At 66.2% G+C, this 26,824-nt stretch carries 27 protein-coding genes and 5 pseudogenes; 15 read left to right on the forward strand and 17 right to left on the reverse strand.

Annotation, left to right across the window (positions count from 1 at the left end; translation table 11 throughout):
- The first annotated feature begins 14 nt into the window (after positions 1 to 14).
- The 3 genes from ACYVD0_RS16850 to ACYVD0_RS16860 all read left to right on the forward strand — a co-directional run bounded on the left by ACYVD0_RS16850 (position 15) and on the right by ACYVD0_RS16860 (position 1,979).
- Positions 15 to 905 (forward strand): cation diffusion facilitator family transporter, encoded by an 891-nt coding sequence (locus ACYVD0_RS16850; RefSeq protein WP_460427886.1) that lies wholly within the window; start codon positions 15 to 17, stop codon positions 903 to 905.
- A gap of 331 nt (positions 906 to 1,236) precedes the next feature.
- On the forward strand, positions 1,237 to 1,716 hold the full coding sequence (locus tag ACYVD0_RS16855; protein WP_460427887.1) for an Lrp/AsnC family transcriptional regulator: 480 nt from the start codon (positions 1,237 to 1,239) through the stop codon (positions 1,714 to 1,716).
- Positions 1,717 to 1,775: 59 nt separating this feature from the next.
- On the forward strand, positions 1,776 to 1,979 hold the full coding sequence (locus tag ACYVD0_RS16860) for a DUF2788 domain-containing protein (protein WP_460427888.1): 204 nt from the start codon (positions 1,776 to 1,778) through the stop codon (positions 1,977 to 1,979).
- A gap of 46 nt (positions 1,980 to 2,025) precedes the next feature.
- Here ACYVD0_RS16860 and ACYVD0_RS16865 read toward each other — a convergent pair whose 3' ends face one another.
- From ACYVD0_RS16865 to eat, 4 genes and pseudogenes are all read right to left on the reverse strand, one after another.
- Positions 2,026 to 2,658 carry a pseudouridine synthase family protein gene (locus ACYVD0_RS16865; RefSeq protein ID WP_460427889.1) on the reverse strand — a complete coding sequence of 211 codons (633 nt, stop codon included), beginning with the start codon at positions 2,656 to 2,658 and terminating at the stop codon, positions 2,026 to 2,028.
- Between the two features lie 67 nt (positions 2,659 to 2,725).
- A complete protein-coding gene (gene eutC, locus ACYVD0_RS16870) occupies positions 2,726 to 3,541 on the reverse strand; it encodes an ethanolamine ammonia-lyase subunit EutC (RefSeq protein WP_460427890.1) in 816 nt (271 codons plus the stop codon).
- 151 nt (positions 3,542 to 3,692) lie between these two features.
- Entirely contained in the window at positions 3,693 to 5,087 is a 1,395-nt protein-coding gene (locus tag ACYVD0_RS16875) for an ethanolamine ammonia-lyase subunit EutB (protein ID WP_460427891.1), read from the reverse strand.
- Between the two features lie 48 nt (positions 5,088 to 5,135).
- Positions 5,136 to 6,501: pseudogene (gene eat, locus ACYVD0_RS16880) on the reverse strand (ethanolamine permease).
- A 158-nt stretch (positions 6,502 to 6,659) separates the two neighbouring features.
- On the opposite strand from eat, the gene ACYVD0_RS16885 reads away from it, so the two are divergent.
- From ACYVD0_RS16885 to ACYVD0_RS16905, 5 genes are all read left to right on the forward strand, one after another.
- Entirely contained in the window at positions 6,660 to 7,499 is an 840-nt protein-coding gene (locus tag ACYVD0_RS16885; RefSeq protein WP_460427892.1) for an urease accessory protein UreD, read from the forward strand.
- Position 7,500: 1 nt separating this feature from the next.
- On the forward strand, positions 7,501 to 7,803 hold the full coding sequence (ureA, locus tag ACYVD0_RS16890; RefSeq protein WP_460427893.1) for an urease subunit gamma: 303 nt from the start codon (positions 7,501 to 7,503) through the stop codon (positions 7,801 to 7,803).
- A 10-nt stretch (positions 7,804 to 7,813) separates the two neighbouring features.
- On the forward strand, positions 7,814 to 8,119 hold the full coding sequence (locus ACYVD0_RS16895) for an urease subunit beta (protein ID WP_460427894.1): 306 nt from the start codon (positions 7,814 to 7,816) through the stop codon (positions 8,117 to 8,119).
- 101 nt (positions 8,120 to 8,220) lie between these two features.
- A complete protein-coding gene (gene ureC, locus ACYVD0_RS16900) occupies positions 8,221 to 9,921 on the forward strand; it encodes an urease subunit alpha (protein WP_460427895.1) in 1,701 nt (566 codons plus the stop codon).
- Between the two features lie 117 nt (positions 9,922 to 10,038).
- Positions 10,039 to 10,488: a tellurite resistance TerB family protein gene (locus tag ACYVD0_RS16905; RefSeq protein ID WP_460427896.1), complete on the forward strand. Its 450-nt coding sequence runs from the start codon at positions 10,039 to 10,041 to the stop codon at positions 10,486 to 10,488.
- A gap of 33 nt (positions 10,489 to 10,521) precedes the next feature.
- Here the strand turns inward: ACYVD0_RS16905 and ACYVD0_RS16910 are convergent, their stop codons facing one another.
- Positions 10,522 to 11,385 (reverse strand): DMT family transporter, encoded by an 864-nt coding sequence (locus ACYVD0_RS16910; RefSeq protein WP_460427897.1) that lies wholly within the window; start codon positions 11,383 to 11,385, stop codon positions 10,522 to 10,524.
- Between the two features lie 232 nt (positions 11,386 to 11,617).
- On the opposite strand from ACYVD0_RS16910, the gene ACYVD0_RS16915 reads away from it, so the two are divergent.
- The 4 genes from ACYVD0_RS16915 to ureG all read left to right on the forward strand — a co-directional run bounded on the left by ACYVD0_RS16915 (position 11,618) and on the right by ureG (position 14,238).
- Positions 11,618 to 12,340, forward strand: coding sequence for a TorF family putative porin (locus ACYVD0_RS16915; protein ID WP_460427898.1), 723 nt, complete (start codon positions 11,618 to 11,620; stop codon positions 12,338 to 12,340).
- Positions 12,341 to 12,437: 97 nt separating this feature from the next.
- On the forward strand, positions 12,438 to 12,938 hold the full coding sequence (gene ureE, locus ACYVD0_RS16920) for an urease accessory protein UreE (protein WP_460427899.1): 501 nt from the start codon (positions 12,438 to 12,440) through the stop codon (positions 12,936 to 12,938).
- The gene (locus ACYVD0_RS16925) at positions 12,935 to 13,609 is read left to right on the forward strand and encodes an urease accessory protein UreF (RefSeq protein WP_460427900.1); all 675 of its coding nucleotides are present in this window, start codon (positions 12,935 to 12,937) and stop codon (positions 13,607 to 13,609) included. The genes ureE and ACYVD0_RS16925 overlap by 4 nt, the downstream gene beginning before the upstream one ends.
- A gap of 14 nt (positions 13,610 to 13,623) precedes the next feature.
- A complete protein-coding gene (gene ureG, locus ACYVD0_RS16930) occupies positions 13,624 to 14,238 on the forward strand; it encodes an urease accessory protein UreG (protein WP_460427901.1) in 615 nt (204 codons plus the stop codon).
- A gap of 139 nt (positions 14,239 to 14,377) precedes the next feature.
- Here the strand turns inward: ureG and ACYVD0_RS16935 are convergent, their stop codons facing one another.
- From ACYVD0_RS16935 to ACYVD0_RS16955, 5 genes and pseudogenes are all read right to left on the reverse strand, one after another.
- Positions 14,378 to 14,755: an FAD-dependent oxidoreductase gene (locus ACYVD0_RS16935; RefSeq protein WP_460427902.1), complete on the reverse strand. Its 378-nt coding sequence runs from the start codon at positions 14,753 to 14,755 to the stop codon at positions 14,378 to 14,380.
- Positions 14,756 to 14,822: 67 nt separating this feature from the next.
- Entirely contained in the window at positions 14,823 to 15,446 is a 624-nt protein-coding gene (locus ACYVD0_RS16940) for a molybdopterin cofactor-binding domain-containing protein (protein WP_460427913.1), read from the reverse strand.
- The gene (locus ACYVD0_RS16945) at positions 15,392 to 16,000 is read right to left on the reverse strand and encodes a hypothetical protein (protein ID WP_460427903.1); all 609 of its coding nucleotides are present in this window, start codon (positions 15,998 to 16,000) and stop codon (positions 15,392 to 15,394) included. Before ACYVD0_RS16945 ends, ACYVD0_RS16940 begins: the two co-directional genes overlap by 55 nt.
- Positions 15,987 to 16,265 (reverse strand): molybdopterin cofactor-binding domain-containing protein, encoded by a 279-nt coding sequence (locus ACYVD0_RS16950; RefSeq protein WP_460427904.1) that lies wholly within the window; start codon positions 16,263 to 16,265, stop codon positions 15,987 to 15,989. The genes ACYVD0_RS16945 and ACYVD0_RS16950 overlap by 14 nt, the downstream gene beginning before the upstream one ends.
- Positions 16,266 to 16,728 (reverse strand): annotated as a pseudogene (locus ACYVD0_RS16955) ((2Fe-2S)-binding protein).
- Positions 16,729 to 17,141: 413 nt separating this feature from the next.
- On the opposite strand from ACYVD0_RS16955, the gene ACYVD0_RS16960 reads away from it, so the two are divergent.
- A complete protein-coding gene (locus ACYVD0_RS16960) occupies positions 17,142 to 17,846 on the forward strand; it encodes a response regulator transcription factor family protein (protein ID WP_460427905.1) in 705 nt (234 codons plus the stop codon).
- Between the two features lie 11 nt (positions 17,847 to 17,857).
- A complete protein-coding gene (locus ACYVD0_RS16965; protein WP_460427906.1) occupies positions 17,858 to 19,291 on the forward strand; it encodes a two-component system sensor histidine kinase family protein in 1,434 nt (477 codons plus the stop codon).
- Positions 19,292 to 19,346: 55 nt separating this feature from the next.
- Here ACYVD0_RS16965 and amn read toward each other — a convergent pair whose 3' ends face one another.
- Both amn and ACYVD0_RS16975 read right to left on the reverse strand, forming a co-directional pair.
- Positions 19,347 to 20,819 carry an AMP nucleosidase gene (amn, locus tag ACYVD0_RS16970; protein WP_460427907.1) on the reverse strand — a complete coding sequence of 491 codons (1,473 nt, stop codon included), beginning with the start codon at positions 20,817 to 20,819 and terminating at the stop codon, positions 19,347 to 19,349.
- Positions 20,820 to 21,173: 354 nt separating this feature from the next.
- Complete coding sequence (locus tag ACYVD0_RS16975) at positions 21,174 to 21,488, reverse strand: transposase family protein (protein WP_460427908.1); 315 nt, start codon at positions 21,486 to 21,488, stop codon at positions 21,174 to 21,176.
- Between the two features lie 489 nt (positions 21,489 to 21,977).
- On the opposite strand from ACYVD0_RS16975, the pseudogene ACYVD0_RS16980 reads away from it, so the two are divergent.
- Positions 21,978 to 22,123 (forward strand): annotated as a pseudogene (locus tag ACYVD0_RS16980) (integrase core domain-containing protein); the annotation flags it as partial.
- Positions 22,124 to 22,838: 715 nt separating this feature from the next.
- Here ACYVD0_RS16980 and ACYVD0_RS16985 read toward each other — a convergent pair.
- The 5 genes and pseudogenes from ACYVD0_RS16985 to ACYVD0_RS17005 form a co-directional block, all read right to left on the reverse strand.
- A complete protein-coding gene (locus tag ACYVD0_RS16985; protein ID WP_460427909.1) occupies positions 22,839 to 24,857 on the reverse strand; it encodes a glycoside hydrolase family 15 protein in 2,019 nt (672 codons plus the stop codon).
- Positions 24,858 to 24,870: 13 nt separating this feature from the next.
- Positions 24,871 to 25,002: an SDR family oxidoreductase gene (locus ACYVD0_RS16990; protein WP_460427914.1), complete on the reverse strand. Its 132-nt coding sequence runs from the start codon at positions 25,000 to 25,002 to the stop codon at positions 24,871 to 24,873.
- A 122-nt stretch (positions 25,003 to 25,124) separates the two neighbouring features.
- Positions 25,125 to 26,097: pseudogene (locus ACYVD0_RS16995) on the reverse strand (IS256 family transposase).
- A gap of 129 nt (positions 26,098 to 26,226) precedes the next feature.
- Positions 26,227 to 26,475, reverse strand: a pseudogene (locus ACYVD0_RS17000) (transposase domain-containing protein); the annotation flags it as partial.
- 16 nt (positions 26,476 to 26,491) lie between these two features.
- The coding region (locus tag ACYVD0_RS17005) for a transposase (protein ID WP_460427910.1) at positions 26,492 to 26,824 on the reverse strand (333 nt) is incomplete at its 5' end.

The following is a 26,824-nucleotide window of genomic DNA, read 5'->3' on the forward strand; positions in this document are numbered from 1 at the left end:
CAGAGTCGCAGCCAATGAGCACCCCGCAGGAACATGCCCGCCTGATGCGCCGGGCCAGCAGCGCCGCCCTGGCGGTCGCCATCGGCCTGGCGCTGGCCAAGGCGATCGCCTGGTGGCTGAGCGGCTCGGTCAGCCTGCTCGCCGGCCTGACCGACTCGCTGCTGGATGGCGCCGCCTCGCTGATCAACCTGCTGGCGGTGCACTACTCCCTGCGCCCGGCGGACGACGACCATCGCTACGGCCACGGCAAGGCCGAGGCACTGGCCGGCCTCGGCCAGTCGGTGTTCATCGGCGTCAGCGCCATCCTGGTCGGCGTGCAGGGCGTCGACCGCCTGCTGCATCCGCAGCCGCTCCACGCGCAGACCCTGGGCATCGCCGTGATCCTGCTGTCGCTGCTGGCCACCGCCGCCCTGCTGCTGTTTCAGCGCCATGTGGTGCGGGTGACCGGCTCCACGGCGATCCGCGCCGATTCGCTGCACTACCGCTCCGACCTGCTGCTCAATGCCAGCATCCTGCTCGCCCTGCTGCTGGTCAATTTCGGCTTCGGCGAACTGGACGCACTATTCGGTCTCGGCATCGCCGGCTATATCCTGTGGAGTGCCATACAGATCGGCCGCGAAGCGGTGACCGTGCTGATGGACACCGAACTGTCTCCGGAGCTGCGCGAGCGGATCGTCGAACTGGCCGGTGCGGTGCCGGAGGTCATCGACGTGCACGACCTGCGCACCCGCGTCTCGGGCACCCGCTGGTTCATCCAGCTGCACGTGCGGCTGCCGGGCGAGATGTCGTTGATCGAGGCCCACCGGCGCTCCGAGGCGGTGGAACAAGCGATCCATACGGAATTTCCCCGCGCCGAGGTACTGGTGCATACCGATCCGTCGCAGGGTACGGGCGAATCCTGCTGAAACGGCGCGCAAGCGAAAAAAGGGCGGGAAGGCCCATGGCCTTCCCGCCCGTTCTGTTTCGTCCGTTACCGGCGAGGCTGTCGCCGTCTTCCCGCTCGCCTGGTTGGGCGCTGCGAGCCCGGGTGCCGCGCGATCCGGTGGGATCGCGCGGCGCCGGAGTGCCTGGTTGGGCGCTCCGGGTGGACCAGTTGTCCGGGCCTTGAAGTTGGGAAAAGAATAAACCTCCGAACTCGGCAGAGGATTGCGAACATTGCCCAGCAAAGCATGAGTTGCGCAATCATTCGTCATAAAAGCAAGATAGCTGGCAATCTTTCCGCAAGAGCCATTCGACATGGGCAAACTCGACCGCTACGACCTGCGTATCCTCGCCGAACTGCAGCACGACGCACGCCTGTCCAACCAGGAGCTGGCCGAACGCATCGGTCTGTCGCCCTCGCCCTGTTCGCGGCGGGTCAAGCAGCTCGAGGACGACGGCTACATCCTCCGTCAAGTGGCCCTGCTCGACCGCAAGCGGCTCGGCCTGACCCTCACCGCCTACGTGCTGATCGGCATGGACCGGCACACCCCGGAGCGCTTCGAGCATTTCGAGGCGGTCATCGGCAAATGCCCGGAGGTGCTGGAGTGCAGCCTGGTCACCGGAGTGGACGCGGACTATCAACTGAAGGTGGTGGTGCCGGACATGGACAGCTACCAGCAGTTCCTGCTCGGCACCCTGACCCGCATCGACGGAGTCTCCAGCGTGCGCTCCAGCTTCGTCCTGCGCCAGGTGCAGTCGAGCACCGAACTGCCGCTGGAACACCTGCGCACCTGAGACGCAGCCGACTCCGCTATACTCGCCGGCCTTTCCCACGAACCCGCCCGGAGGTCGCAATGGAGCCCGAGGTGTTTGAAGAGTGGATGCTGATCGGCCTGGTCACCGCCCTCATCCTGTACATGGCATTCATCGTCTGGGATCTGGCGCGCAAGTCCAATGCCGGCCGCTTCGGCACCATGATCCTCTTCCTCGCCCTCGGCCTCGGCGTGCTCGGCTTCGTCATCAAGACCCTGGTGATCGGCAGCCTGGAAGGGTTCTGAGGGGTCTCGCTGCCGCATGCTCAGCGGCTGAGAGTGTCCCCTCCCCTCACAACCGCGCCGGCACTTCCCGCCACTCCCCCGGCGCCAGGCCATCCAGGCCCCAGGGGCCGATGCGCACCCGCACCAGGCGCAGGGTCGGCAAGCCGACCGCGGCGGTCATGCGCCGCACCTGGCGGTTGCGCCCCTCGCGGATGGTCAGCTCCAGCCAGGCGGTCGGCACGCTCTTGCGAAAGCGCACCGGCGGAACGCGCGGCCAGAGCTCGGGCTCCTCGAGCCGGCGCACCTCGGCCGGCCGGGTCGGGCCGTCGTTGAGCGTCACCCCCTCACGCAGGCGCTGCAGCTGTTCCTCGTCCGGCTCGCCTTCCACCTGCACCCAGTAGGTCTTGGCCAGCTTGTGCTGCGGATCGGCGATGCGCGCCTGCAGGCGGCCGTCGCTGGTCAGCAGCAAGAGGCCCTCGCTGTCGCGGTCCAGGCGTCCGGCCGGATAGACGCCGGGAATCGGGATGAAGTCCTTGAGGGTCACCCGCCCGTCGCCGCCACGGAACTGGGTGAGCACGTCGAACGGCTTGTTGAACAGGATCAGCCGCGGCGCGGTCGGGGGCGCCTTGGGCGGACCCGGACCACGGGCAGGCGCCTTGCCGGCGGGACGGCGGGGAGCGGGACGGGCTGGGCTGGCCATGGGCAGCAATTCACCGGATGGGAAGGGGCGCCCATGCTAGGGGCGCCCTCACCCCACGGCAAGCCAGTCAGCCCTCGCCGAGCAGGAAGTTGCCGGCCCCCGGCGCGGCGCTGCCATCCAGCCGCGGCACCTGCGCCTCGTCCTTCAGCTCCACCCCGGACAGCCGGCGGCGCCAGGCCTCGCGCATCAGGTAGAGCAGCTTGTGGGCGGCCATGGCGTAGCTCAGGCCCTCCGGGCGCACGTTGGAGATGCAGTTGCGCGCGGCGTCGGTGAGGCCGATGCGCGGCGCCCAGGTGAAGTACAGGCCCAGGCTGTCCGGCGAGCTGAGGCCGGGGCGCTCGCCGATAAGGATGACCGTCATCTGCGCGCCGAGCAGCTCGCCGATCTCGTCAGACACCGCCACCCGGCCCTGTTCGATCAGGGTGACCGGCGCCAGCGACCAGCCCTCGGCCGGCAACTGCTCCAGCAGGCGGTCGAGCAGCGGCAGAGCGTGGCGGTGCACGGCCAGCGCCGACAAGCCGTCGGCGATAACAATGGCCAGGTCCTGGCCACCGCCGTGACGGGCTGCATGCTCGCGCAGCAGTTCGGCGGAGTCCGGGTGCAGGCGGCGGCCCAGGTCGGGGCGCTGCAGGTAGGTATCGCGATCCCTGGCGGCGCTGTGCAGCAGCAGGCTGTCGAGACTGCGCTCACGCAGCCCGTCGCAGAGGCCGGCAGGCTCGAACGGCAGATGCACGGCGTCGCGCGCCTGGGCGTGGGCGAACTGGAAGTCCAGGTGCGCCGTGGTCGGCAGGCTGGTGCCGGCACGGCCGAGGGCGATGCGCGCCGGGGTGAGGGTGCGCAGCTGCTGCCAGGGGTTTTCGAGGGCGGGGGATTTATCAGGCATGTTGACCTCGGAACAGGCTGGTTCTCTTCTCGGCGCGAGACTCGCGTAGGGTGGAAAACCGCTCAGCGTTTTCCACCACAAGTCCCCTCCATGGTCGGCTGGTGGAAAAGACCTGCGGTCGTTTTCCCCCTACGCATGTACGCGCTACGGCTCAGGACAGGCGCGCCAGCGCCGGGCGGAAGGCCGCCGGCAACTCGTCGCCCAAGGTCAGCCGGCCGCCGTCCTGACGCAGAATACCCATCCGCTCCAGCCAGGCCTCGAACTCCGGCGCGGCGCGCAGGCCGAGGCTCTGCCGGGCGTAGAGAGCGTCATGGAAGGAGGTGCTCTGGTAGTTGAGCATCACGTCGTCGGAGCCGGGTACGCCCATGATGAAGTTGACCCCGGCCACGCCAAGCAGGGTCAACAGCATGTCCATGTCATCCTGGTCGGCCTCGGCATGGTTGGTGTAGCAGATGTCGCAACCCATCGGCACGCCGAGCAGCTTGCCGCAGAAGTGGTCCTCCAGGCCGGCGCGGATGATCTGCTTGCCGTTGTAGAGGTATTCCGGGCCGATGAAGCCGACCACGGTATTCACCAGCAGCGGCTGGAAATGCCGCGCCACGGCGTAGGCGCGCGCCTCGCAGGTCTGCTGGTCGACGCCGTGGTGGGCGTTGGCCGACAGCGCGCTGCCCTGGCCGGTCTCGAAGTACATGAGGTTGTCGCCGAGGCTGCCGCGATTCTGGCTCAGCCCGGCCTCGCGGCCCTCGCGCAGCAGTTCCAGGCTGACGCCGAAGCTGGCGTTGGCCGCCTCGGTGCCGGCAATGGACTGGAACACCAGGTCCAGCGGCAGGCCGCGCTCGATGGCGGCGATCGACGAGGTGACGTGGGTGAGCACGCAGGCCTGGGTGGGGATCTGGTAGCGCTGGATCACCGCATCGAGCATCTTCAGCAGCTCGCCGATCGCATCCAGGCTGTCGCTGGCCGGGTTGACGCCGATCACCGCATCGCCATTGCCGTAGAGCAGGCCGTCCAGCACGCTGGCGGCGATCCCCGCCGAATCGTCGGTGGGATGATTGGGCTGCAGGCGGGTGGAGAGCCGCCCGCGCAGTCCGAGGCTGTTGCGAAAGCGCGTCTCCACGCGGATTTTCTGCGCCACCAGCACCAGATCCTGGACACGCATCAGCTTGGATACCGCGGCGGCCATCTCCGGGGTCAGCCCCGGCGCCAGGGCCCGCAGGGCGGCCTCGTCGGCCGCGGGGCCGAGCAACCAGTCGCGCAGCCCGCCGACGGTAAGGTGGCCAACCGGGGCGAAGGCGCCGGCATCGTGGGTGTCGAGGATCAGCCGGGTGACCTCATCCGCCTCGTAGGGAATCACCGCCTCGTTCAGAAAGTGCCTGAGCGGCACCTCGGCCAGGGCCATCTGCGCCGCCACCCGCTCAGCGTCGCTGTCCGCCGCCACTCCGGCCAGATAGTCGCCGGAGCGTGCCGGACTGGCCTTGGCCAGCAGTTCGCGAAGACTGGCGAAGCGCCAGGTCTGGCCGCCGACGACATGGGCAAAACCGCTCATGGGAATTCCCTCCCGAAAAAGGTCGTGCGCGCAAAGCTGCGCGGGTGCTCAGGGCTCGCCCGCCACGGGCGCCGCAGCGCGTGCGCCCTGGCGCAGCGTGAGGCTGCAGAACAAACAGCCGAGCAGCATCAGGCCCAGGAAGACCAGCCCGATAAGAGTATTGAACCAGACCATCGCCAGCAGGCATACCAGCGCCAGCCCCAGCGCAATGCCCGGCACCAGTGGATAGCCCGGGGCACGGAAGCTCCGCTCCAGCCCCGGCTCGCGGTGGCGCAGCCTGAACAGGCTGAGCATTGCTCATGATGTACATCAGAATGGCACCGAATACCGACATCATGATCATCGCTGCGGTGAGGCTCATGCCCTGCAAGCTCACCAGACCGTCGCTGAAGATGGCAGCGATGCCCAGCGCGCCGCCGGCGAGGATTGCCCGGTGCGGAGTGCGGAAACGCGACAGGCGGACCAGTCCCGCCGACAGGAAGCCCGCCCGCGCCAAGGCGAAGAACTGCCGCGAATAGCCGAGGATGATCCCGTGGAAGCTCGCCACCAGGCCGAACAGGCCGATCCACACCAGCATGTGCAGCCAGCCGGAATCGGCGCCGACCACCGCGCGCATGGCCTGCGGCAGCGGATCATTGATGTTCGCCAGTTGCCGCCAGTCGCCCACACCGCCGGCAAGGATCATCACGCCGAAGGCCAGGCCCACCAAGGTCAGGATGCCGGCGATGTACGCGCGGGGAATGGCGCGCCTCGGGTCCCGTGCCTCCTCGGCAGCCATCGCGGCGCCCTCGATGGCGAGGAAGAACCAGATGGCGAAGGGAATCGCCGCGAAGATCCCGGCAATAGCCGGCATGCCCAAGCTATCGGCACCGGCCCAGCCGCCCAGAACGAAATGGGCGAAGCTGAAACCGGGTGCGACCACGCCCATGAACACCAGCAACTCGGCCACCGCCAGCAGCGTCACCGCCAGCTCGAAGGTCGCCGCGATGCCCACGCCGAGGATGTTCAGCGTCATGAACAGCAAGTAGGCACCAACCGCCACCCATTTCGGCTCCAGCGCCGGGTACTGCACGTTCAGATAGGCGCCGATGGCCATGGCGATGGCCGGCGGCGCGAAGACGAACTCGATCAATGTGGCCATCCCGGCGATCATTCCGCCAGCCGTGCCGAAAGCCCGCAGGCTGTAGACGAAGGGGCCGCCGGCATGGGGGATCGCACAGGTCAGCTCGGTGAAACTGAAAATGAAGCAGGTGTACATGGTCGCCACCAGCAGAGTGGTGACCAGAAACCCCAAGGTCCCGGCGGCCCCCCAGCCGTAGCTCCAGCCAAAGTAATCCCCGGAAATCACCAGCCCCACGGCGATCCCCCACAAGTGCAGGGTGCCCAGTGTCGGTTTGAGTTGCATCGCGGTCATGGCACGTCCCTCTGCTGAACGATCCTCGGGCACCATCGCGCGAACTAGGCGCCCGCACCGAGCATACCCCGCCCAGGCGGTATCCGGGATGCTGGCGGGCCTGCCCCTCCCGGGCGACGTCGCGCTACACTGGCTCTTTCGAGCCACGACAGAAGTAGATGAACGCGCCCACGGCCCCCGCCCTGTTCAGCCCCGCCTGGCACGCCGAGCTGGATCTCGCCTATGCCCGCGCTGGCGCCGCCACACGCCCGGTTCGGCGCCGCCACAACGGTCCGCTGCGAGTGCAGAAGCATCTCTACCCGGAAGGACCCGAGGTCTGCCAGCACATTCTCGTGCATCCGCCGGGCGGCATCGCTGGCGGTGATCGTCTGGACATCGCCGCCGAGGTCGGCGAAGGCGCCTGGGCGCAGCTGACCGGCCCCGGCGCGGCCAAGTGGTATCGCGCCGCCGCCCCGGCCATGCAGCACCTGCGGCTGCGCGTGGACGCTGGCGCCACCCTGGAATGGCTGCCCCCGGAGACCATCATCTATTCCGCCGCCCAGGCCGAACTGGCCACCTGCATCGAGCTGCAAGGCGACGCCCGGCTGTGCTACTGGGACATCGTCGCCCTCGGCCGCCCGGCCAGCGGCGAGCGCTTCGCCGCCGGCCACTACCGCGCCGCCCTGGACATTCATCGCGACGGCCGCCTGCTCTGGCACGAGCGCCAGCGCCTGGAGGGCGGCGACGGCCTGCTCGACTCGCCCATCGGCCTGGGCGGCTCGCCGGTGTTCGCCACCCTGCTGGTCACCGGCGAGATCGACACCGCACTGCTGGCGCGCTGCCGCGAAATTCCCGCCCGGGTGCGCGGCGACCTCACCCAACTGCCGGGCCTGCTGGTCGGCCGCTGCCTGGCCGAGCAGGCTTTGCACGCCCGCGCCTGGTTGATCGACCTCTGGCGCCTGCTGCGCCCCGCTCTGCTCGGCCGCGACGCCCTTCCTCCCCGAATCTGGAGCACTTGAAATGGATTTGACCCCCCGCGAGAAAGACAAGCTGCTGATCTTCACCGCCGGCCTGCTGGCCGAGCGGCGCCTGGCCCGAGGCCTCAGGCTCAACTACCCGGAAGCCGTGGCCTATATCTCCGCCGCCCTGCTGGAAGGCGCCCGCGACGGCCACACGGTGGCCGAGCTGATGCACGTCGGCACCACCCTGCTGAGCCGCGAGCAGGTGATGGAAGGCGTGCCGGAGATGATCCCGGAGATCCAGATCGAAGCTACCTTCCCCGACGGCACCAAGCTGGTGACCGTGCACCAACCGATCGCATGAGGAGGCCGCGATGATCCCCGGCGAATACCAGATCCAGGACGGCGAAATCGAACTCAACGCCGGCCGCCGCACCCTCACCCTGTCGGTGGCCAACAGCGGCGACCGGCCGATCCAGGTCGGCTCGCACTACCACTTCTTCGAGACCAACGACGCGCTACTCTTCGACCGCGCCGCCGCCCGCGGCATGCGCCTGAACATCCCGGCCGGCACCGCGGTGCGCTTCGAGCCAGGGCAGAGCCGCGAGGTCGAACTGGTCGAACTGGCCGGCCTGCGCCGCGTCTACGGCTTCGCCGGACGGGTGATGGGCGAACTCTGAGGCATGCGTAGGGTGGAAAACGCCGCAGGCTTTTCCACCGCTCACGGAAAACGCGGTGGACAAGCAAAGCGTTGTCCACCCTACAGACAGGAATGAACGCCATGAAAATCAGCAGACAAGCCTACGCTGACATGTTCGGCCCCACGGTCGGCGACCGGGTGCGCCTGGCCGACACCGACCTGTGGATCGAGGTGGAAATGGACTTCACCGTCTACGGCGAGGAAGTGAAGTTCGGCGGCGGCAAGGTGATCCGCGACGGCATGGGCCAAGGCCAGCTCAACAGCGCCGAGGTGGTCGACACCCTGATCACCAACGCGCTGATCCTCGACCACTGGGGCATCGTCAAGGCCGACGTCGGCCTCAAGGACGGGCGAATCGCGGCCATCGGCAAGGCCGGCAACCCGGACATCCAGCCGGGGGTGACCATCGCCGTTGGCGCCGCCACCGAGGTTATCGCCGGCGAGGGCCTGATCCTCACCGCCGGCGGCATCGACAGCCATATCCACTTCATCTGCCCGCAGCAGATCGAAGAGGCACTGATGAGCGGCATCACCACCATGATCGGCGGCGGCACCGGGCCAGCCACCGGCACCAATGCCACCACCGTCACCCCCGGTCCCTGGCACATCGCGCGCATGCTGCAGGCCGCCGACGCCTTCCCGATGAACCTCGGCTTCACCGGCAAGGGCAACGCCAGCCTGCCGCAGCCGCTGGCCGAGCAGATCGAGGCCGGCGCCATCGGCCTCAAGCTCCACGAGGACTGGGGCACCACCCCAGCGGCCATCGACAACTGCCTGTCAGTGGCGGACCAGTACGACGTGCAGGTGGCCATCCACACCGACACCCTCAACGAATCCGGCTTCGTCGAAACGACGCTGGCTGCCTTCAAGGGCCGCACCATCCACACCTACCACACCGAGGGCGCCGGCGGCGGCCATGCGCCCGACATCATCAAAGCCTGCGCCCTCTCCAACGTATTGCCCAGCTCGACCAACCCGACCCGGCCGTTCACCCGCAACACCATCGACGAGCACTTGGACATGCTGATGGTCTGCCATCATCTCGACCCGAGCATCGCCGAGGACGTTGCGTTTGCCGAAAGCCGCATTCGCCGCGAAACCATTGCCGCCGAGGACATCCTCCACGACCTCGGCGCCTTCAGCATGATCAGTTCCGATAGCCAGGCCATGGGCCGGGTCGGCGAGGTGATCGTCCGCACTTGGCAGACCGCCGACAAGATGAAGAAGCAGCGCGGCCCACTCCCCGAGGACGCCGCCGGCAACGACAACTTCCGGGTCAAGCGCTACGTCGCCAAGTACAGCATCAACCCGGCGATCACCCACGGCATCAGCCACGAAGTGGGCTCGGTGGAGGTGGGCAAGTGGGCCGACCTGGTGCTCTGGCGCCCGGCCTTCTTCGGCGTCAAGCCGTCATTGATCTTAAAGGGCGGCGCCATCGCCGCGAGCCTGATGGGCGATGCCAACGCCTCCATCCCCACCCCGCAGCCGGTGCACTACCGGCCGATGTTCGCCAGCTTCGCCGGCGCCCTGCACGCCACCAGCCTGACCTTCGTCAGCCAGGCGGCCTTCGCTGCCGGGGTACCGGAACAGCTCGGGCTGAAAAAGCGGATCGGCGTGGTCAAGGGCTGCCGCAACCTGCAGAAGAAGGACCTGATCCACAACGGCGCCACCCCACAGATCGAGGTCGATCCGCAGAACTATCAGGTCAGGGCCGACGGCCAGTTGCTCTGGTGCGAACCAGCCGAGGTGCTGCCGCTGGCGCAGCGCTATTTTCTCTTCTGAAGAAAGGCCTCGCCCGTCACCGGACGGGGGCAGCGGCCTTGAAGAAATGAAATCCGCCTCCATATTCATCCATACCCAGGTGGCACATTCTGGGAACCTTTGATCAGGAGTAATCCAATGCTCGATTGGCTGAAAAACAACACGGCTGCGGCACGCGAAAAGCTTTCCACCGAGATGGCCAAGTTCCGCAACCGCGAGTTCATGGAAGCGGTGGTCGGCGGCTGCGCCCTGGTGGCAGCCGCCGACGGAAACATCAGCAGCAGCGAAAAGCAGAAGATGATCGGCTTCATCCAGAACTCGAACGAACTCAAGGTGTTCGACCTCAGCGAGGTCATAAAGGCCTTCACCGAGATCTGCACCAAGTTCGAGTTCGATGCCGAGATCGGCCGCGCCGAGGCGCTGCGCACAGTCTGCAAGCTACGCGGCAAGGAAGACGCCGCCCGTCTGCTGGTGCGCGTCTGCTGCGCGATCGGTAACTCCGATGGCAACTTCGACGAAGGCGAGCGTGCCGTCTGCCGCAGCATCTGCGCCGAACTGGGCCTGAACCCGGGCGACTTCGGGCTCTGATCCGCTCTTCGGAAGGACAAAGGCGGCGAACGGTCAGACCGTCCGCCGCTGCACCCAGACCGACAGCACTCCGCTGGCGATGACGATGGCGATGCCCAACAGGGCACCACTGTCCGGGACATGGCCGAAGGCGACGAAGCCGACCAGCACGGCGAAGACGAGCTGCGAATAGGTGAAGGGCGCCAGGGTCGCGGCACTGGCGTAACGGTACGCATGGCTCAGCAGCAAGTGCCCGGACATGGCTACGCCACCTACCACGGAGAGCAGCAGGCCGTCGTGCAGGTCGGGCGTCTCCCAGTAGAAAGGCACCAGCAGGCTCATCGGCAGGCTGCCCACCAGGCTGGAGAGGAAGTTGCAGGTAACTGGGCCATCGCTCTCGCTGAGACGCCGGCTGAGCAGCATAAAGACCGCCAGGCAGAGGGCCGCGCCCAGTGGCAGCAGCACCGCTGGGGTGAACAGCGCGCCGCCCGGCCGCACGATGACCAGCACGCCCAGCATGCCGAGGATCACTGCTCCCCACTGCCCGGCGCTGACCCGCTCGCACAGCAGCGTCGCCGACAGTCCGGTGACGAACAGCGGCGCCAGGAACAGCACGGAAGTCGCTTCGCCTAGGGGAATATGGCGCAGCGAGGAGACGAACAGCAGGCTGACCGCGACCAGGCACAGCCCCCGGATCAGTTGCAGCACGGGATGCCGGGTGCGGACGATGGCCAGTCCCTGGCGCGGCCCGAACAGCAGCAGCATCACGACGCTCTGCGACAGATAGCGCGCCCAGATCACCAAAATCAGTGGATGGCTCAGAGCCAGATACTTGGCGATGCCATCATGACTGGCCAGTACCAGCCCGGCGGCGAGAATCAGCAGTATCCCGTGGAACGGATGGGAAGCGGTGTTCAAGAATGGGCTCTCAGCGGAAAAGGGGGCGGAAGGAAATGAAAGCAGCCTAAGCGTTAGGCTCGATAAGCATCAAGCGCAAAAATATCGGGATACACTGCAGCATGCCCCAGAGCTCTGGCCCTTTGACACGACTGGGCCTGACTGCCTGCCCCGGGCTATCCTATAATTTTGCCTAGAGCATCAGCTCGACACGGGAGCAGCCGGCTGTCCGACCAGCAAAAGGGAGAAAGTGATGATCGGCAGGAGCAAACCGGTTCTGGCACTGCTCGCCGGAGCGGCCGTGACGGCACACGCCCAGACGCTCGAGCGCGAACTGGGCGACTTCGAACTGAAACTGAGCACGACACCGAGCCGCAGCATGGCCCAGGGGCTGGTGCAGCCGGCGCGGGTCGGCGCCTTCCATGGCGGGCTGGACCTGACCCACACCGACGGCTGGTACCTGGGCAACTGGTCACCCAGCACGGGCCTGCTCGAGGACTCCCGGCTGGAGCTGGACTCCTACCTGGGCTACAAGCGCGCCTCCGGCGGAACCCTGGGCTACGAGTTCGGCCTGATCCGCTACAGCTTCCCGCGTCTGGAAGGCCTCGACCGGCATGAGCTGTATGCCGGCATCAGCCTCGAGGACAGCCGCCTGGGCGCCGCCTGGAGCCGGGCCGCCGAGCGCACCGACAGCACCCTGCTGCTCGACCTGGACCTGCTGCACCCGCTGAACCTGGACCTGACCCTGAAATACGCCAACCACAGCCTGGACCGCCCGGTATACCTGTCCGATGGCGGCAGCGTGCAAAGCTTCAACGACTGGTCACTGAACCTGTCGCGCCCATGGCTCGGCCTGCGGGTCGGCGTCACCTACAGCGGCTCGGACCTGCGCGGAACGGGCTGCAGCGCCTATTCGGGGCAGAACTCCCATTGCGACGACTTCCTGATGTTCCGGCTGGAGCATCCGCTGTTCTAGGCTGGCAAAGCGCCCCGCTTGGCCCTACAGTCGACCGCCTGCCGCCCGCGCCGCCGGAATGGCGCCAGACTCCAACCCCCTTCGACGGAATCCGCCCATGCTGATGATTCGCCAGCGCACCGCACCGCGCCCCGAGTGGGACGCCGAACTGGAATTGATCTACGAAGCGCGCAGCAAGAGCCGCCTGCGCTGCTTCACCACTGCTGGCGAGGATGTCGGCCTGTTCCTCGAGCGCGGCCAGCCGCCGCTGGTCGACGGCGACTTCCTGCAGGCCGAAGACGGCCGTCTGGTGCGCGTGCGCGCCCGCCCCGAGCGGCTGCTGCACATCACCTGCGCCAGCGCCTTCGAGCTGACCCGCGCCGCCTACCACCTGGGCAACCGCCACGTTGCCCTGCAGATCGGCGATGGCTGGCTGCGCCTGCTCGACGACTATGTGCTGAAAGACATGCTGCTGCAGCTCGGCGCCGGCGTCGAAGCCATCGAGGCGCCCTTCCAGCCCGAGCACGGCGCCTACGGCGGCGGCCATCACCACTCCCATGCCGGCGAGGCCGAATTCAGCTACGCGCCGAAGCTGCACCAGTTCGGCGTACGCAAATGAACGCAACCTGGGCATTGCTGAGACTCGCCAGCCCGCAGCTGCCGATCGGCGGCTACAGCTATTCTCAGGGCCTGGAACTGGCCGTCGAGCGAGGCTTGGTGCACGACCCGCAGAGCGCCCAGCGCTGGCTGGAAGACCAGCTACTGCTCAACCTCGCCCGCTTCGAGGCGCCGCTCCTGCTGGCCCACTGCACGGCCGCCGCGGGCAGCGACTGGGAGACACTGGAAGGACTTGCCGAACGCCATCGCGCCAGCCGCGAAACCCGCGAGCTGCGCCTGGAGAGCCGGCAGATGGGCTACTCCCTGCGCCAGTTGCTGGAGGACCTGCCGGAGCTGGACGAACCCTCCCGCGCCATCCTTGCGCGAGTCGTCGAGCCAGGCCTCGCACTGTCCTGGGCGCTGGCCGCGCGCGCCTGGCGGATCGAGCCGCCGGATGCCCTGGCCGCCTGGCTGTGGAGCTGGCTGGAGAATCAGCTGGCGGTGCTGATGAAGTCCCTGCCGCTCGGCCAGCAGGCCGCCCAGCGCCTGACCTCGGCGCTGCTGCCGGCGCTCTCCGAAGCGCAGCGCACCGCTAACGCGCGCGAACCCGCCGACTGGGGCAGCGCCGCCTTCGGCCTGGCTCTGGCGAGCATGGCTCACGAGCGCCAATACAGCCGTCTTTTCCGTTCCTGACAGGAGAAACCACAATGAACAGCCAACCCCTGCGCGTCGGCATCGGCGGCCCGGTCGGTTCCGGCAAGACCGCCCTGACCCTGGCGCTGTGCCGAGCCCTGCGCGAACGCTACAACCTCGCCGTAGTGACCAACGACATCTACACCCAGGAGGACGCCGAGTTCCTGGTGAGCAACGAGGCCCTGGCGCCGGAGCGAATTATCGGCGTGGAAACCGGCGGCTGCCCGCACACGGCGATCCGCGAGGACGCCTCGATCAACCTGGAGGCAGTCGACCAGCTCAACCGCCGCCTCCCCGGCCTCGAACTGATCCTCGTGGAGTCCGGCGGCGACAACCTCTCCGCCACCTTCAGCCCGGAACTCTCCGACCTGACGATCTACGTGATCGACGTCTCCGCTGGCGACAAGCTGCCGCGCAAGGGCGGCCCCGGCATCTGCAAGTCGGACCTGCTGGTGATCAACAAGATCGATCTGGCGCCCATGGTCGGCGCCTCGCTGGAGGTGATGGAACGCGACGCCCGCAAGATGCGTGGCGAGCGGCCGTTCGTCTTCAGCAATCAGAAGATCGGTCAGGGCCTGGAAACGATCATCGCCTTCATCGAGCAGCAGGGGATGCTGGGCACGGCCTGAACCAGACCGCTACCATGGGGGCTGCAACCAGGCCAATACCAGGCTGACTCCGCAGGTCGTCGGAAGCGGCCTCGGCGGCTCCCTCATGCGGCTGTCATGGCCTCACGCCAGGCGTTTCGAGCGGAAGGCCTGCAGCGCGCTACATCAGATAGAGCTCGAGATCGACCAGCTCCGGCGCACCAAAATCGAATGGCTCAGCCCGCACGCCGATCATGCAGTTGCGCATGCGCCGCTGCAGCGAGCCGAGCGACTGCCACTCCAGCCGATAGAGCGGATAGGCGGTCGGATGCGCCTGCGGGATGAGGCTGCCACCGAGCCGCTTTCCCCAGTTGTCGTCGTGACAGGCGGCGCAGGAGAGGTCGAGCTGCCCGGCAACCATCGCATTACTGAGGGGACAGGCGGTGTAGCGCGGACTGGGTTCGATCAGCGTGACAGCCAGTGCACGATCCAGCCGCTTCAGCGCGCGGGCACAACTGGCGCCGGCGAACCCGCCCCCCACCACGACGATGCGCGGCATCGACTGGGCGCGAAGGCCCGGCGCCGCCCCCAAGACCGCCGCGGCGACTGTGCCTCGCAGGACGCGCCTACGGGTCGGCATGATTCGCTCCATCTTCGCCGCCCCGGCTGGCAGCAAGCCAATCCGCGATGGCACGGGTTTCCTCCTCGGTGAACCCCTTGGCGATGCCGTCCATCACCGTTGCCTGGCGGGCCCCCGTCCGGAACGCCTGCATGTCCGCAGCGATATCCGCAGCCGAGCGGCCAACCAAGCCTGGGATGGCGCTGCCGGAGCCAGCGGGCGCATGGCAGCCCGAGATACGCATGTGGAGCGCGGCGAGATTGCCTGAGTCATCGAGTGCACCGGTCAGCCTGCACTGCGTCGTTGGATGGTACGCGCCATGGAGCATGTCTTCCTCGCGCCACCAGAGGAGTTTGACCGGCGTGCCGGGGAGCTGCTTGGCAATGTTCACCGCCTGGCGCACATAGTCCTGGAAATTGCCGCGCCGGCCGAAGCCACCGCCCAGGTGCAGCTTGTACACCTCGCAACGCTCCACCGGCAGCCCCGCAGCTTCGGCTGCCGCCGCAAGGCTCGCCTCGCCGTTCTGGGTCGGCCCCCAGACCTCGCGCTTCTCCGAGGTATAGAGGGCCGCCGCGCTCATCGGCTCCATGGTGGCGTGGTTCTGGTAGGGAGCGGCGTAGACGGCGCTGATCGTCCTGCCCGCGCCCGCAAGCGCGGTTCGAACGTCTCCCTTCGCGGTACCGACGAAGGCCTCGTGGTATCGAGGCCCGCCGCCAGCATCTCGGCGATCGACGCGCTGGTGAGCGCCCGGTGGGGCCCCTCGTCCCAGACGATCGGCAAAGCGTCGAGCGCCGTCTTGGCCTGCCACCAGGTATCGGCCACCACGGCCACGGCAGTCTCGTCTACCCGCACCACCTTGCGCACGCCCGGCATGCCCGCAATCGCCGCGGCGTCGAAGCTGGTGAGCTTGCCGTCGAAGTACGGGCAGGCGCGGATGGCCGCGTTCAGCATGCCCGGCAGCCTGAGGTCGGCGCCGTAGACCTGTTTGCCGTTGAGCTTGTCGACAGTGTCGAGCCGCGGCAGTGGCTGGCCGATGACACTCCAGTTCTGCGGATCCTTGAGCGTGATCTCGCTCGGCGGCGTTATGCGGGCCGCAGCAGTCGCTACCTTGCCGAAGGTCAGGGTGCGTCCGCTGGGACGGTGGGTGATGACGCCCTTGGATGCCGCGCATTCAGTAGCCGGCACGCTCCATTCGGCAGCCGCCGCGGCGGACATATTCTTGGGACTCGCGGATGCCTCGGCTGCCGCCGGTCGAAAAATTCCCCCACACACGATCGCGCGCGAGGTTCTGGCCAGGCGTGGGATATTCGATCGTAACCTTCGACCAGTCGCATTCGAGCTCCTCGGCCACGAGTTGGGCGAGGCCAGTGAGCGTTCCCTGCCCCATCTCGGAACGGGCGATGCGGATCACCACCGTTTCGTCGGGCCTGATCGTCACCCAGGCATTCACCTAGGGCACCACAGCGCCACCGGCGGCGAGTTTGATCGCGGCGCGCACCCGATTGTAGGTGCCGCAGCGGCAGATGTTGGTGATCCCGGCGTCGATATCGGCGTCGCTCGGATGCGGATTCTGGCGAAGCAATCCGGCCGCGGCCATAATCATCCCCGTCTGGCAGTAGCCGCATTGCGGAACGTCGAGCGCCAGCCAGGCCCTCTGCACCGGGTGCGAGTCGTCGGGCAAGAGGCCTTCGATGGTGACGATGCGCTGCTCCTGCCTGATCGCCTCCACCGGCAGCATGCACGAACGCACGGCGACGCCGTCGATGTGCACGGTGCAGGCCCCGCATTGCGCGATGCCGCACCCGAACTTCGTGCCGGTCAGTTTGAGCTGTTCACGGAGCACCCAGAGCAGTGGTGTTCCAGGATCCGCGTCCGACCTCCCGGGTCATGCCGTTGACGGTCAGTCGAGCCATGCTGAACTCCTTGGTGAAATTGGAAGACACCGCTCCTGCGGCCCCTCGAATCGCGCGTCCTTACCCTGCATCCACGGCGGACCGCTTCTGAGGATAGGCGATGACGGCGCGTCTTTGCGCAGCGTCGGCCCGTTCATATCCTGCGCAGTCATAGAGCCTTGGCGTTTTCATAGCTTGATCGTCGCATTTGACAAAACTGTGCCAAGGGCGCGCTCAATCATCACAAGATGTCGCACTGCTGCCAGATGACACACTTTGATGCAGATGAAGCCTGGATTGCCGGAACCGGGCTTCCAGCTCCTGGTAAATGCCCCTACATTCCAACATCGCCCGGCAGAGCTTCCGATAGCCCGCGCAAGGTAGTGGCGGCCATCAGCCGCCACAGCACGTTCACTGGCGTGATGGAGCACTCCATGGAACCGATACCCCACATCATCGTCATCGACGACCACCGTGATATCCGCAACCTGGTCGGGCAATATCTCGGCCAGCACGGCTACCGCATCAGCGTCGCGGAAAACGCCCCGGCCCTGCGCCGGCTTCGCGAGCGCAGCGCTCCCGACTTGATCATCCTCGACGTGATGATGCCCGGCGAGGACGGGCTCAGCGTATGCCGCCAGCTGCGCGGCACAACCGATGTGCCGATCATCTTTCTCACTGCCATGACGGAAGAGTTCGACCGTATCATCGGCCTGGAACTAGGGGCGGACGACTATCTGACCAAGCCGTTCAACCCCAGGGAGCTTCTGGCCCGCATCAAGGCGGTGCTGCGGCGCGTCAACAGTCTGCCGCCGCAGCGGGGCATGCCGAAGACGCAGACATTCCGCTTCGATCGCTGGATACTCAACGTCGGCCGGCGCGAACTGCTCGGCCCCGATGGGGTCGCTATCCCGCTGAGCACAGCGGAGTTCCGCCTGCTCAGCGCCTTCCTCGATCATGCGGGACTGGTTCTCAGCCGCGACCAGTTGCTCGATCTCACTGTCGGCCGTAGCGCCGACTGCTTCGACCGCAGCATCGACAACCAAGTCAGCAGGCTGCGCAAGAAGATCGAGGCCGATCCGCGCAATCCCGTGCTGGTCAAGACCCACTGGGGCGGCGGCTACAGCTTCACCGCCTAGGTCTAACGGGCATGATGCGCATCTGGCGAGGCAGTCTGGCGGCCCGCTTCATATCGCTGCTGCTGCTCGCACTCGCGCTGTCGCAGGGAACCGGCCTGCTGATCTCCTGGGACGAGCGCGGCCAGGCGCTACGCGTCGCCGCCAGGAGCGAGTTCTTCAGCCGAACGGCCTCGCTCGCCCTACTGCTGGAAACGACGCCGCTAGCCCTGCAGAACGAGATCATTCGAGTGAGCGGCACCACCTATACCCGGTTCTGGACCTCCGCCGGGGAGCCGGACGACGCCGTAGCCTGGGAGAGCGAGGCCTGGATGCAGCTCGCCAGGCCTCTCCCGAGCCGGACCTCCCCGGATCACCAGCTCGCGGACTCCGGCCGCCCACGAATGACGGCCATGGCGCCAGTAGGCTTCGGCTTCGGCTTCGACGCCGCCACCGATACGCCGCAGTGGGCGGACCTGCCGTCCCGCGCCTGGCCGCTGTCGCGGCACGCCAGGTTCCTCCACCTCGGCGCATCGAACGGCATGGGGCTTGCCGTGCGCCTCGACAACGGCACCTGGCTCAGTGCGGCCTACGCGAAGCCCATCCATAACACTCCATGGACAGCGCAATCGATTCTGTCGTTGGCGATTACCGCGATCGCGCTTTCGGCCATTGCGGTTCTGGTCTCCCGGGGTATCGCCAGGCCGATGCGGCGCCTGGCTGCCGCGACGGAACTGCTGGGCCGTGGCGAATCGGTTCCGCCGCTGCCGGAGTCGGGTCCCGATCACATCCGCCAGACCGCCGAGGCCTTCAACCGCATGCAGGCGCGCCTGCAACGCTTCGCCGAGGATCGCACTCGCATGCTCGCGGCGATCGGCCATGACCTGCGCACGCCGCTGACCTCGCTGCGCCTGCGGGCCGAGTTCGTGGCCGATCCTGACCTTCAGGAAAAGATGCTGACCACCATCGAGGAAATCCAGACCATGACCGAAGCGGCGATCGCCTTCGCGCGTGAAGAGGCCACCATCGAGAGCACCAGGGCGGTGGCCCTCTCCGCTCTGGTCGAAGGCCTCTGCGACGATCTCGCCGAGCTGGGCCAACAGGTGGCCTTCCTCGGCGGACCGAAGATCAACTATCGGTGTCGGCCGGACGCCTTGCGGCGCGCGGTCCGCAACCTCGTCGAAAATGCCGTGCGCTACGGCGAGCGGGCCCGCGTCAGCCTCGCAGGAACCACGGAAAGCATCGACATTACGGTCGAAGACGACGGGCCCGGCATTCCCGACGAGGCGCTGGAACAGGTGTTCGCCTCCTTCTTCCGTCTCGAACACTCACGCAACCGCGAAACGGGCGGCGTCGGCCTCGGCCTGTCGATCGCCCGCACCATCGCCCGCCACCATGGCGGCGACATCATGCTGAGCAATCGAAACAGCGGCATGCGGGCACTCATCAGCCTACCGCTGCCCGGCTAGTCGCGGTCGAGGCCGACCGTAATCCCCCGCGCGATCACCCAGCAAGCCGCGCCGCTCAACGGAACGGTGGTTCGTCGAAGCTGCGCAGCTTGCGCGAGTGCAGGGTGTCGAGCTGGCTGCGCAACAGGTCGAGGGCGGCGATGCCGATGCGCAGGTGCTGGCTCACCGCCCGCTCGTAGAAGACATTCGCCGCGCCGGGCAGCTTGATCTCGCTGTGCAGCGGCTTGTCCGAGACGCACAGCAGGGTGCCGTAGGGCACCCGCAGGCGATAGCCCTGGGCAGCGATGGTGCCGCTCTCCATGTCCACCGCCACCGCCCGCGAGAGGTTGATCAGGGGCCGCTCCTGGGCCCAGCGCAGCTCCCAGTTGCGGTCGTCGTAGGTCAGCACTGTGCCGGTGCGCAGGCGACGCTTGAGCGCCTCGCCCTGCTCGCCGGTGACCTGCGCGGCGGCCTCCTGCAGCGCCTGCTGCACCTCGGCCAGGGCCGGCAGCGGAATGTGTGGCGGCAGCACCCGGTCGAGGATACCGTCGCGGCGCATGTAGGCGTGCGCCAGCACGTAGTCACCGATGGTCTGCGACTGCCGCAGGCCGCCGCAGTGGCCGATCATCAGCCAGCAGTGCGGGCGCAGCACCGCCAGGTGATCGGTGATGTTCTTCGCGTTGGACGGGCCGACGCCGATATTCACCAGGGTGATGCCGTGGCCGTCTTCGGCGACCAGGTGGTAGGCCGGCATCTGGTAGCGGTGCCAGACCATCCCCTCGACCAGCGCCTGGGCCTCGCTCTCGGCCATACCTCGATCGATCACCACGTTGCCGGGCAGCACCAGGCGCACGAAGCGGCCGTCCTTGCGCAGGCACTCGAGCCCGTGGCGGACGAACTGGTCGACGTAGCGGTGGTAGTTGGTCAGCAGGATCCACGGCTGCATGTGGCGCCAGTCGCTGCCGGTGTAGTGCACCAGGCGGCGCAGGGAGAAGTCCACCCGTGCCGCGTCGAACAGCGCCAGCGGGAAGGACACGGCGCCGGCCCAGGCGTGCAGCCCGTCGGCGACATCGTCGGAAGCCGCGGCCAGGTCGGTGCTGGGGAAGACCCGCGCCAGCTCGGCGGCGGTGACGCCCGAGCCGGCCAGCTCATCACCCTGCTCCACCACATAGGGATAGGGAATGTCCTGCACGCCCACGCCAACCTCGACCTGCACGTTGAAGTCGTTCATCAGCGGCCGCAGCTGATCGAGCAGGTAGCGGCGGAAGGCCTGCGGCTGGGTCACGGTGACACTGTAGACACCCGGCGCCTGGACTTTGGCGTAGGCACGGACGGTGAAGGGCACCTGGCCCTGTGGCTGGTGGGTCAGGCGCAGCTCGGGATAGCGGAACAGGCTGCGCTGCGCGGCATCCGGCTCGACCCGCTCGGTCAGATAGCGCTTGAGCGCCTGGCGCAGGGCAGAGGTGGCACGCTGGTGCAGGGCGGCGAGACGGTCCACCGCCTCCTCGGCGGTAGCCGCGACGATGAAGGCTTCAGTGTCAGTATTCACGATTGGACTCTCTGTCTTTTTTGTCACGGTCTATGTTGCCCGGATTTGCACGTGGACGTTAGCGGGGCGCTCCAGTGGTCGATTTGCGATCCCATCCGACAAATACAAAACGGAACGCTTGACGCACATCACTCAAAAAATAACAATTATCATTAACTAAAAACTGTATACATAACCAATCAATCACCCATAGAAGTCATAACTATCAATGAAGACCATCACTCGCCAGTTCAGCTAGCCTTTCAGCCTGCTGGCTGTGGCCCAACCCGCGCTCGCCGAGGAGCGCAAGGAAAACGAGACCTCCATGGAGGAGAAGGTCTCGCTCGCCCCCACGGTGATCCAGGCTCTGACGTATCAGCGCAACCACAGCAGAACAGCAGCGAAGGCCAGCATTGCCTTGAAATGACTGGCTTTCTTCTCAGCGCGTGTAGCGATCCGACGATAGTGCTTCAGCTTGCTGAGCAGGCACGCCACAACATGACGCTCCTTGTACAGGTGCCGATCGCAGGAGCGTTGCTCGACGCAGTGGCACCTGGGAGGAGTCACCGCTTGAATCTTGCACGCCGCTAACCAAGCCAGGAGCCGATTGGCGTCATGGCCTTTGCCTGCCAGTAGCGCCGACGTACTGATCCCCTCCATGAGCGGGATCGCCTGGGTAATCTCTGCCACCTGGCTTCCCGTCAAAATGAAACGAATCGGTAGCCCAGCGCATCGGTCAGCGCATTGGGCTTGCTGCCAAAGCCACCCTGCGAGCGCCCCAGTGCTTCAGCTGATGCCGTGCTGTTGGCCGCTCCTGCCGCGCAGGCCTTGGCACGGATAATCGAGCTATCGATGCAGACATGCTGAAGATCGGCAGCACAACTGAGTGCCGATTGAAGCTTGTCGCAAATGCCGAACCTGCACCAGCGGGCAAAATGCTTGAAGACACTGTTTCATGAGCCGAGGCAGCGAGGAAGCATCCGCCATTGAGCGCCGCTGCGAAGTATCCAGAGCACCGCTTCGACGAACCGGCGGCAGCTGGTCGAACAGATCGATTTCAACCTGCTTTCGCTGGTTTGTCGATGGACCAGGAGGAAAAACTGGCCATGGTGCGCGAGAGCCAGGAACCGGGACAGAGTATCTCGGTGGTGGCCCGGCGTAACGAGATCAACCCCAACCAGCTGTTTCACTGCGGAGAGCTTCGTGAAAACGATGAAGCACGACTACATCGCCCACATGCCCATGATCGAGCGACGGCGCTGCGCAACCTGACTATTGCCTTCGAGCATTGCAACGAACAGCATCCGCATAGTGCCCTGAAATAACGCTCGCCACGGGAGTTCAGGCGCCTGGCAGATGCATCAACTTAACGGGATGCGGTGTCCGGCTTTATAGGGGAAACCCATAGCAACCGGCCCCGCCCTGCGTACACAGTCGGGGCCGATGGCTACAACGGTGGTTGCGGGGGCACGCAACCACCGGAACCTACTGGTCGGGATTCTCGCTTTGTTTTCCGAAAATACCGTTCAGCCGTTCAACATGGCTGCATGAGCTATCAAATCACGGGCTCGCGCCGTGATTAACGGTCTGGGCGTCTCCCGATGAATCGTGGTCCAGAGACATGTCCGTGCTCGTTGCACCAGCATGGCTGTCCGTTGCTCAGCTCCTGCCGCGCATGTGGTCTCGAAGTGCGGTTTTGCTCCGACATCGCCGCAGGCTCCAATGTGCGACCACTGCCGAACGAGCTCGCAGCACCGTGTCCACGATCCTGCCGGCCGGAACGTAAAGGAACGCAATGCGGGGCGGCACCAGCTCGCGCGCGACCTCGGCAATCGAATGCGCCCGCTTGAGGCCCGCTCAGATGAGCTCGTCCGGAATGTCTCGCGTCCCCACATGCACGACCCCGAAACCTTTCTCCAGCGCCTAGGGGCAAGGTTGCCGCCTATATGGCCGAGACCAATGACGGCGAAAGCGCGATTTCCGGAATCCGGCATCATCCGGGCTCCTCTGATCCCTGCTTCGGCCATTCGCTCCGAGCAGCTACTCGAATGCGGTCTCCGCGAGTGTCGACCGCCTTGACGGAAAGATCCGCCCCACTCGCCGGGTCGCCTTGAACGCGCTCCAAATGGCGCGCCATCCAAGCGTCGCGCCGACGCCGAAGCGGGCGCGGTCCGCATGGCCTCCCAGGAGAGCCGAGGGTCCGCGTCGCTCATAAAGATCGAGGTGGGCGGCGGTGCCGATGAGCGCAAGATGGGTGAAGGCCTGTGGGAAATTGCCGAGAAACGCACCCGTCTCCGGATCGATCTCCTCGGCATAGAGGCCCACGTCGTTGGCGCACTCGAGGAGGCGCTCGAAGAGGGCCTTCGCCTCGGCATGGCGCCCGAGGTGCAGGAACGCGTCGGCCAGCCAGAAGCTGCAAATCAGGAAGGCCCCTTCGCCGCCCTGGAGCCCGTCCTTGCACTTGTAGCGGTACACGAAGTCGCCGTGACGCAGATCTCGCTCGACCGCGGCGACGGTCGCTTCCAAATTCTTGCGATCGATGGGGAAGGCGACGGCCGGCGCGAGGAGCAGGGCCGCATCCGTTCCCGGATGATCGTAGGCTTGGAGCAGATGGCCGCCCGAAGCGGACACGCCGCGTGTTCGGATGTCCTCCAGGATGCGCCGCCGCTGCTCCTCCCAGTGCGGTCGCGCTCCCAACAGCCGGATCGCGCGGTCGAGCGCCACCCAGCTCATCATCTTGCCATGGACGTGATGACGCGGAGGCCCGCGCACCTCCCAAAGTCCCTGATCGGCGTCCTGCCAGTGCTCGGCCACATAGTCCGCCAGAGCTGCCAGCAGCTTCTGGGCGTCCCGGTCGAATCGGCCACCTAACGTGTGGAAGAGGTGCGCCCAGTCCAGAACTTCCCCGTATACGTCGATCTGGCGCTGTTTGTAGGCTCCGTTGCCCTTTCGCACAGGATCGCTGCCCCTGTAGCCCTCTAGATGGTCGAGCGTCCGTTCCACAAGCTCGGTCTCGACGCCGATGCCGATGCCGATGCCGATGCCGATGCCGATGCCGATGCCGATGCCGATGCCGATGCCGATGCCGTACATGATCTGAAGGTCCGGGTAGGTCTCCGCGCAAGCACGGCGAAGAAACTGGCTAAAGGAGCGCGCCTCGCCGCCATATCCGAGCGCTGCCAGGGCGTAAAGCGTGAAGGGCGCGTCGCGCAGCCAGCAATACCGGTAGTCCCAATTGCGGAGGCCGCCGATTTCCTCAGGAAGCGAGGTCGTCGGCGCGGCGACGATCGCGCCTGTCGGCGCATAGGTGAGGAGCTTGAGCGTCAGAGTACTCCGGTGGACGGCGTCCTTGTATGGTCCGTCGTATCGGCAGTAGCCGATCCATTCCCGCCAGAATGCCTGTGTTACGTCGAAGAGCCGCTCCACCCGGTCGATCGGATGCGATTTCGTTGGTGCGGGCGCGAGCACCAGCACATGGTGCTCCCCCGCCTTCATGTCAACAGTGGCACTTGCAACATCTTCATCGACATTGAACGGTAGGCCGTCGTGGTAGAGAGCGGGACCATCCTCGGTTGCCAGACGACCCGCCATGCTCTGAAGTTCGACCGGCCGGGCGGCGAACGCGATGGACGGTCGATAGCGGATATCCAGCGGAACGGTGCCTTGCACGCCCTCGATGATGCGTATGAGCCACCCGGGCGCGAGCAAACTGACGTAATCATGGGTCCCAGCCCAGGGCTGCCGGCCGACCGGCATGAAGTCCGTTACAGTGATAGCGCCTTCGCGGGTAGAGAAACGCGTCCGCAGGATGTTCGTCCCCTCGAGATAGGCTCGAGCCGCCGAGAATTGTTCGACCGGGCGGACGGAGAGGAAGCCGCCACGATCCGCGTCGAGGATTCGGCAGAACACCGGGTCGGCGTCGAGCCGGCGAAGACAACACCAGTCCACGTCGCCGGCCAGCGAAACGAGCGCCGCGCCGTGGCAATCCCCGATCGCGGCGTAATCGCGGATAGGGGTATAGCGGCCGTCACTCCGCTGTTCAGACTCGCTCGCGCCCATAGTTTTAGTTTCCTCATCCTTTCCCAGGGAACGCCGGATACAGCATCATGTCGCCGTCGACGTACAGTGTCGTGCCGGTGATGTAGTCTGCCTCGTCGTGGGCAAGCCACGCGGCGGCCCTGGTCACGTCGTCGACCGCGCCGATGCGACCATAATGGAAGAAGCTAGCTCGGCCTCAGCCTCCGGCGTCTGCCAGGCTTCGCGGTTAATCTCTGTCCTGATCGCTCCTGGAGCAACCGAGTTCACGGTAACGTCAATTGTTATGTGTCAGGGGAAAGGGGCAGAGATTCCCTGCATTTTGTTTTCGTAAGTGAAGACGGCAAAGAGGATGCGGTCCATTGAGGTGCGGTCCTGGAAGACACCCATGGGCCTGGTGCGGCGTCGCACCTCGCGAAAGCGGCGCTCGATGGCGTTGGTGGTTCGCACGGCCTTTCGCTCCTCAAGGGGCTTGTAGCGGAAGCAGGTGAGCAGCTCGTCAAGGTCATTGCGCAGGCAGGCGACCGCCTTGGGGTAGGCGCCCTGCCATCGATCGGCGAAGCGGCGGGCAACGGAGCGGGCCTGGGGCAGGGTCCTGGCATTCATGACGGCGTGGAGATCGGCCTTAGCCGCGGCCCGATCGGCTGCCCTGGCCTTATCGAGGACATTGCGGATCTTGTGCGCCCAGCAGCGCTGCACGGGGAGGCCGGGATAGACCACCGGCAGAGCGGCCAGCAGGCCGGCGCCGCCGTCGACGCAGATCATCTCGAGGCCCTCGCCGTAGAGCCCGCGGCGGAAGAGATCGGTGAGGAAGGTTTCCCACTCGGTAGTGGGTCTTGAGCGATCGGGCATGAAAGGCGGCGACGGCGCCGTCCAGGGTCTTGGCGACCGCGCTCAGCGTGCTGGCGCTGACCGGCCGGCCCAAGAGCACCAACAGAACCTCGCCGAGCTTGCGGGTCGAGAGCCCGAGCACGAAGCCGGCCAGGATGGCGCGGTCAATCTCGGCCGAGCGCCGGCCATAGGCGTGCAGCACCTCGCTCGGGCAGTAGCGCCGGGTGCGCGGCACGGCGAGCTCGATGGCGCCCAGCTCGGTCAAGAGATGCCGCCGGTAATGGCCGTTGCGCCGGTCCGGCTGCGTGTCAACGCCGAGGGCATCAAGCCAGCAATCCACCGCCTCCGCCAGGCGGCCTTCGATGATCGTGGCCAGCGCCTGGCGACCGAGCGGGCGGTAGCGGTAGCCCTCGCCCCACTCCAGGCCCTCCACCTGTATCCCCCCGGCAGAGCTGGGGGCTTTAGTCTGTTAAGAACTTATCCACAAATAGCGCTCATGATGGAGAATTCGGCGACTTCTTCATGTTCGAGACCTTGTCATCATGGGGTAAGCGCCCGGTGATCACGCCTTGCCGGACGGCTTCCAGTTGTGCGGCAGCAGCTCGCTGATCTCGCTGGCCTTTTGCGTCAGCAACCGCGTCAGCACATCTTTCAGATAGGCATAGGGGTCATGCCCGTTCAGGCGTGCCGACTGGATCAGTGTCATCAGGGCGGCTGCACGCTTGCCGCTGCGCAGTGAGCCGGCGAACAGCCAGTTCGAGCGGCCGAGGGCCCACGGGCGGATCTGGTTTTCGCACCAGTTGTTACTAATCTTTTAAAAAGTAATGTCATGCTGCTGTATATTGGCAGTCCGGGTGGCGGAAAAACGATTTCACCAACGCCGGCAACTTCTGGATTCTGCGCAGCGCGCCCAGGGCCAACCTCTTCATCTCCTCCCGGTTCTGCACAAGACGCCTGGACACACTGCGCTTGACGTGCCCCCAGACCTGCTCGTCCGGGTTCAGCTGTGGCGAGTACGGCGGCAGATAGAAGAGTTTCAGGCGCCCCGCTTGTTCCTCGACGAACGCCCTGACCAGCCGGGCCTTGTGCACCGGATGGCCATCGACGATCACGAAGACCGGCTGCTCGGCACCGATCAGCAGGCGCTTGAGAAACTCGCG

It is taken from the genome of Azotobacter armeniacus (genome assembly GCF_054779355.1).

What these genes read in the sequence shown, in the direction of transcription:
- ACYVD0_RS16925 (WP_460427900.1), top strand. Translation starts at nt 12,935, where the DNA reads ATGAACGCAACCTGGGCATTGCTGAGACTCGCCAGCCCGCAGCTGCCG.
- ureE (WP_460427899.1), top strand. Translation starts at nt 12,438, where the DNA reads ATGCTGATGATTCGCCAGCGCACCGCACCGCGCCCCGAGTGGGACGCC.
- ACYVD0_RS16875 (WP_460427891.1), bottom strand. Translation starts at nt 5,087, where the DNA reads ATGAGCGGTTTTGCCCATGTCGTCGGCGGCCAGACCTGGCGCTTCGCC.
- ACYVD0_RS16865 (WP_460427889.1), bottom strand. Translation starts at nt 2,658, where the DNA reads ATGGCCAGCCCAGCCCGTCCCGCTCCCCGCCGTCCCGCCGGCAAGGCG.
- ACYVD0_RS16855 (WP_460427887.1), top strand. Translation starts at nt 1,237, where the DNA reads ATGGGCAAACTCGACCGCTACGACCTGCGTATCCTCGCCGAACTGCAG.
- ACYVD0_RS16895 (WP_460427894.1), top strand. Translation starts at nt 7,814, where the DNA reads ATGATCCCCGGCGAATACCAGATCCAGGACGGCGAAATCGAACTCAAC.
- eutC (WP_460427890.1), bottom strand. Translation starts at nt 3,541, where the DNA reads ATGCCTGATAAATCCCCCGCCCTCGAAAACCCCTGGCAGCAGCTGCGC.
- ACYVD0_RS16885 (WP_460427892.1), top strand. Translation starts at nt 6,660, where the DNA reads ATGAACGCGCCCACGGCCCCCGCCCTGTTCAGCCCCGCCTGGCACGCC.
- ACYVD0_RS16985 (WP_460427909.1), bottom strand. Translation starts at nt 24,857, where the DNA reads ATGGGCGCGAGCGAGTCTGAACAGCGGAGTGACGGCCGCTATACCCCT.
- ureG (WP_460427901.1), top strand. Translation starts at nt 13,624, where the DNA reads ATGAACAGCCAACCCCTGCGCGTCGGCATCGGCGGCCCGGTCGGTTCC.
- ACYVD0_RS16935 (WP_460427902.1), bottom strand. Translation starts at nt 14,755, where the DNA reads ATGCCGCGCATCGTCGTGGTGGGGGGCGGGTTCGCCGGCGCCAGTTGT.
- ureC (WP_460427895.1), top strand. Translation starts at nt 8,221, where the DNA reads ATGAAAATCAGCAGACAAGCCTACGCTGACATGTTCGGCCCCACGGTC.
- ureA (WP_460427893.1), top strand. Translation starts at nt 7,501, where the DNA reads ATGGATTTGACCCCCCGCGAGAAAGACAAGCTGCTGATCTTCACCGCC.
- ACYVD0_RS16965 (WP_460427906.1), top strand. Translation starts at nt 17,858, where the DNA reads ATGATGCGCATCTGGCGAGGCAGTCTGGCGGCCCGCTTCATATCGCTG.
- ACYVD0_RS16905 (WP_460427896.1), top strand. Translation starts at nt 10,039, where the DNA reads ATGCTCGATTGGCTGAAAAACAACACGGCTGCGGCACGCGAAAAGCTT.
- ACYVD0_RS16915 (WP_460427898.1), top strand. Translation starts at nt 11,618, where the DNA reads ATGATCGGCAGGAGCAAACCGGTTCTGGCACTGCTCGCCGGAGCGGCC.
- ACYVD0_RS16850 (WP_460427886.1), top strand. Translation starts at nt 15, where the DNA reads ATGAGCACCCCGCAGGAACATGCCCGCCTGATGCGCCGGGCCAGCAGC.
- ACYVD0_RS16960 (WP_460427905.1), top strand. Translation starts at nt 17,142, where the DNA reads ATGGAACCGATACCCCACATCATCGTCATCGACGACCACCGTGATATC.
- ACYVD0_RS16860 (WP_460427888.1), top strand. Translation starts at nt 1,776, where the DNA reads ATGGAGCCCGAGGTGTTTGAAGAGTGGATGCTGATCGGCCTGGTCACC.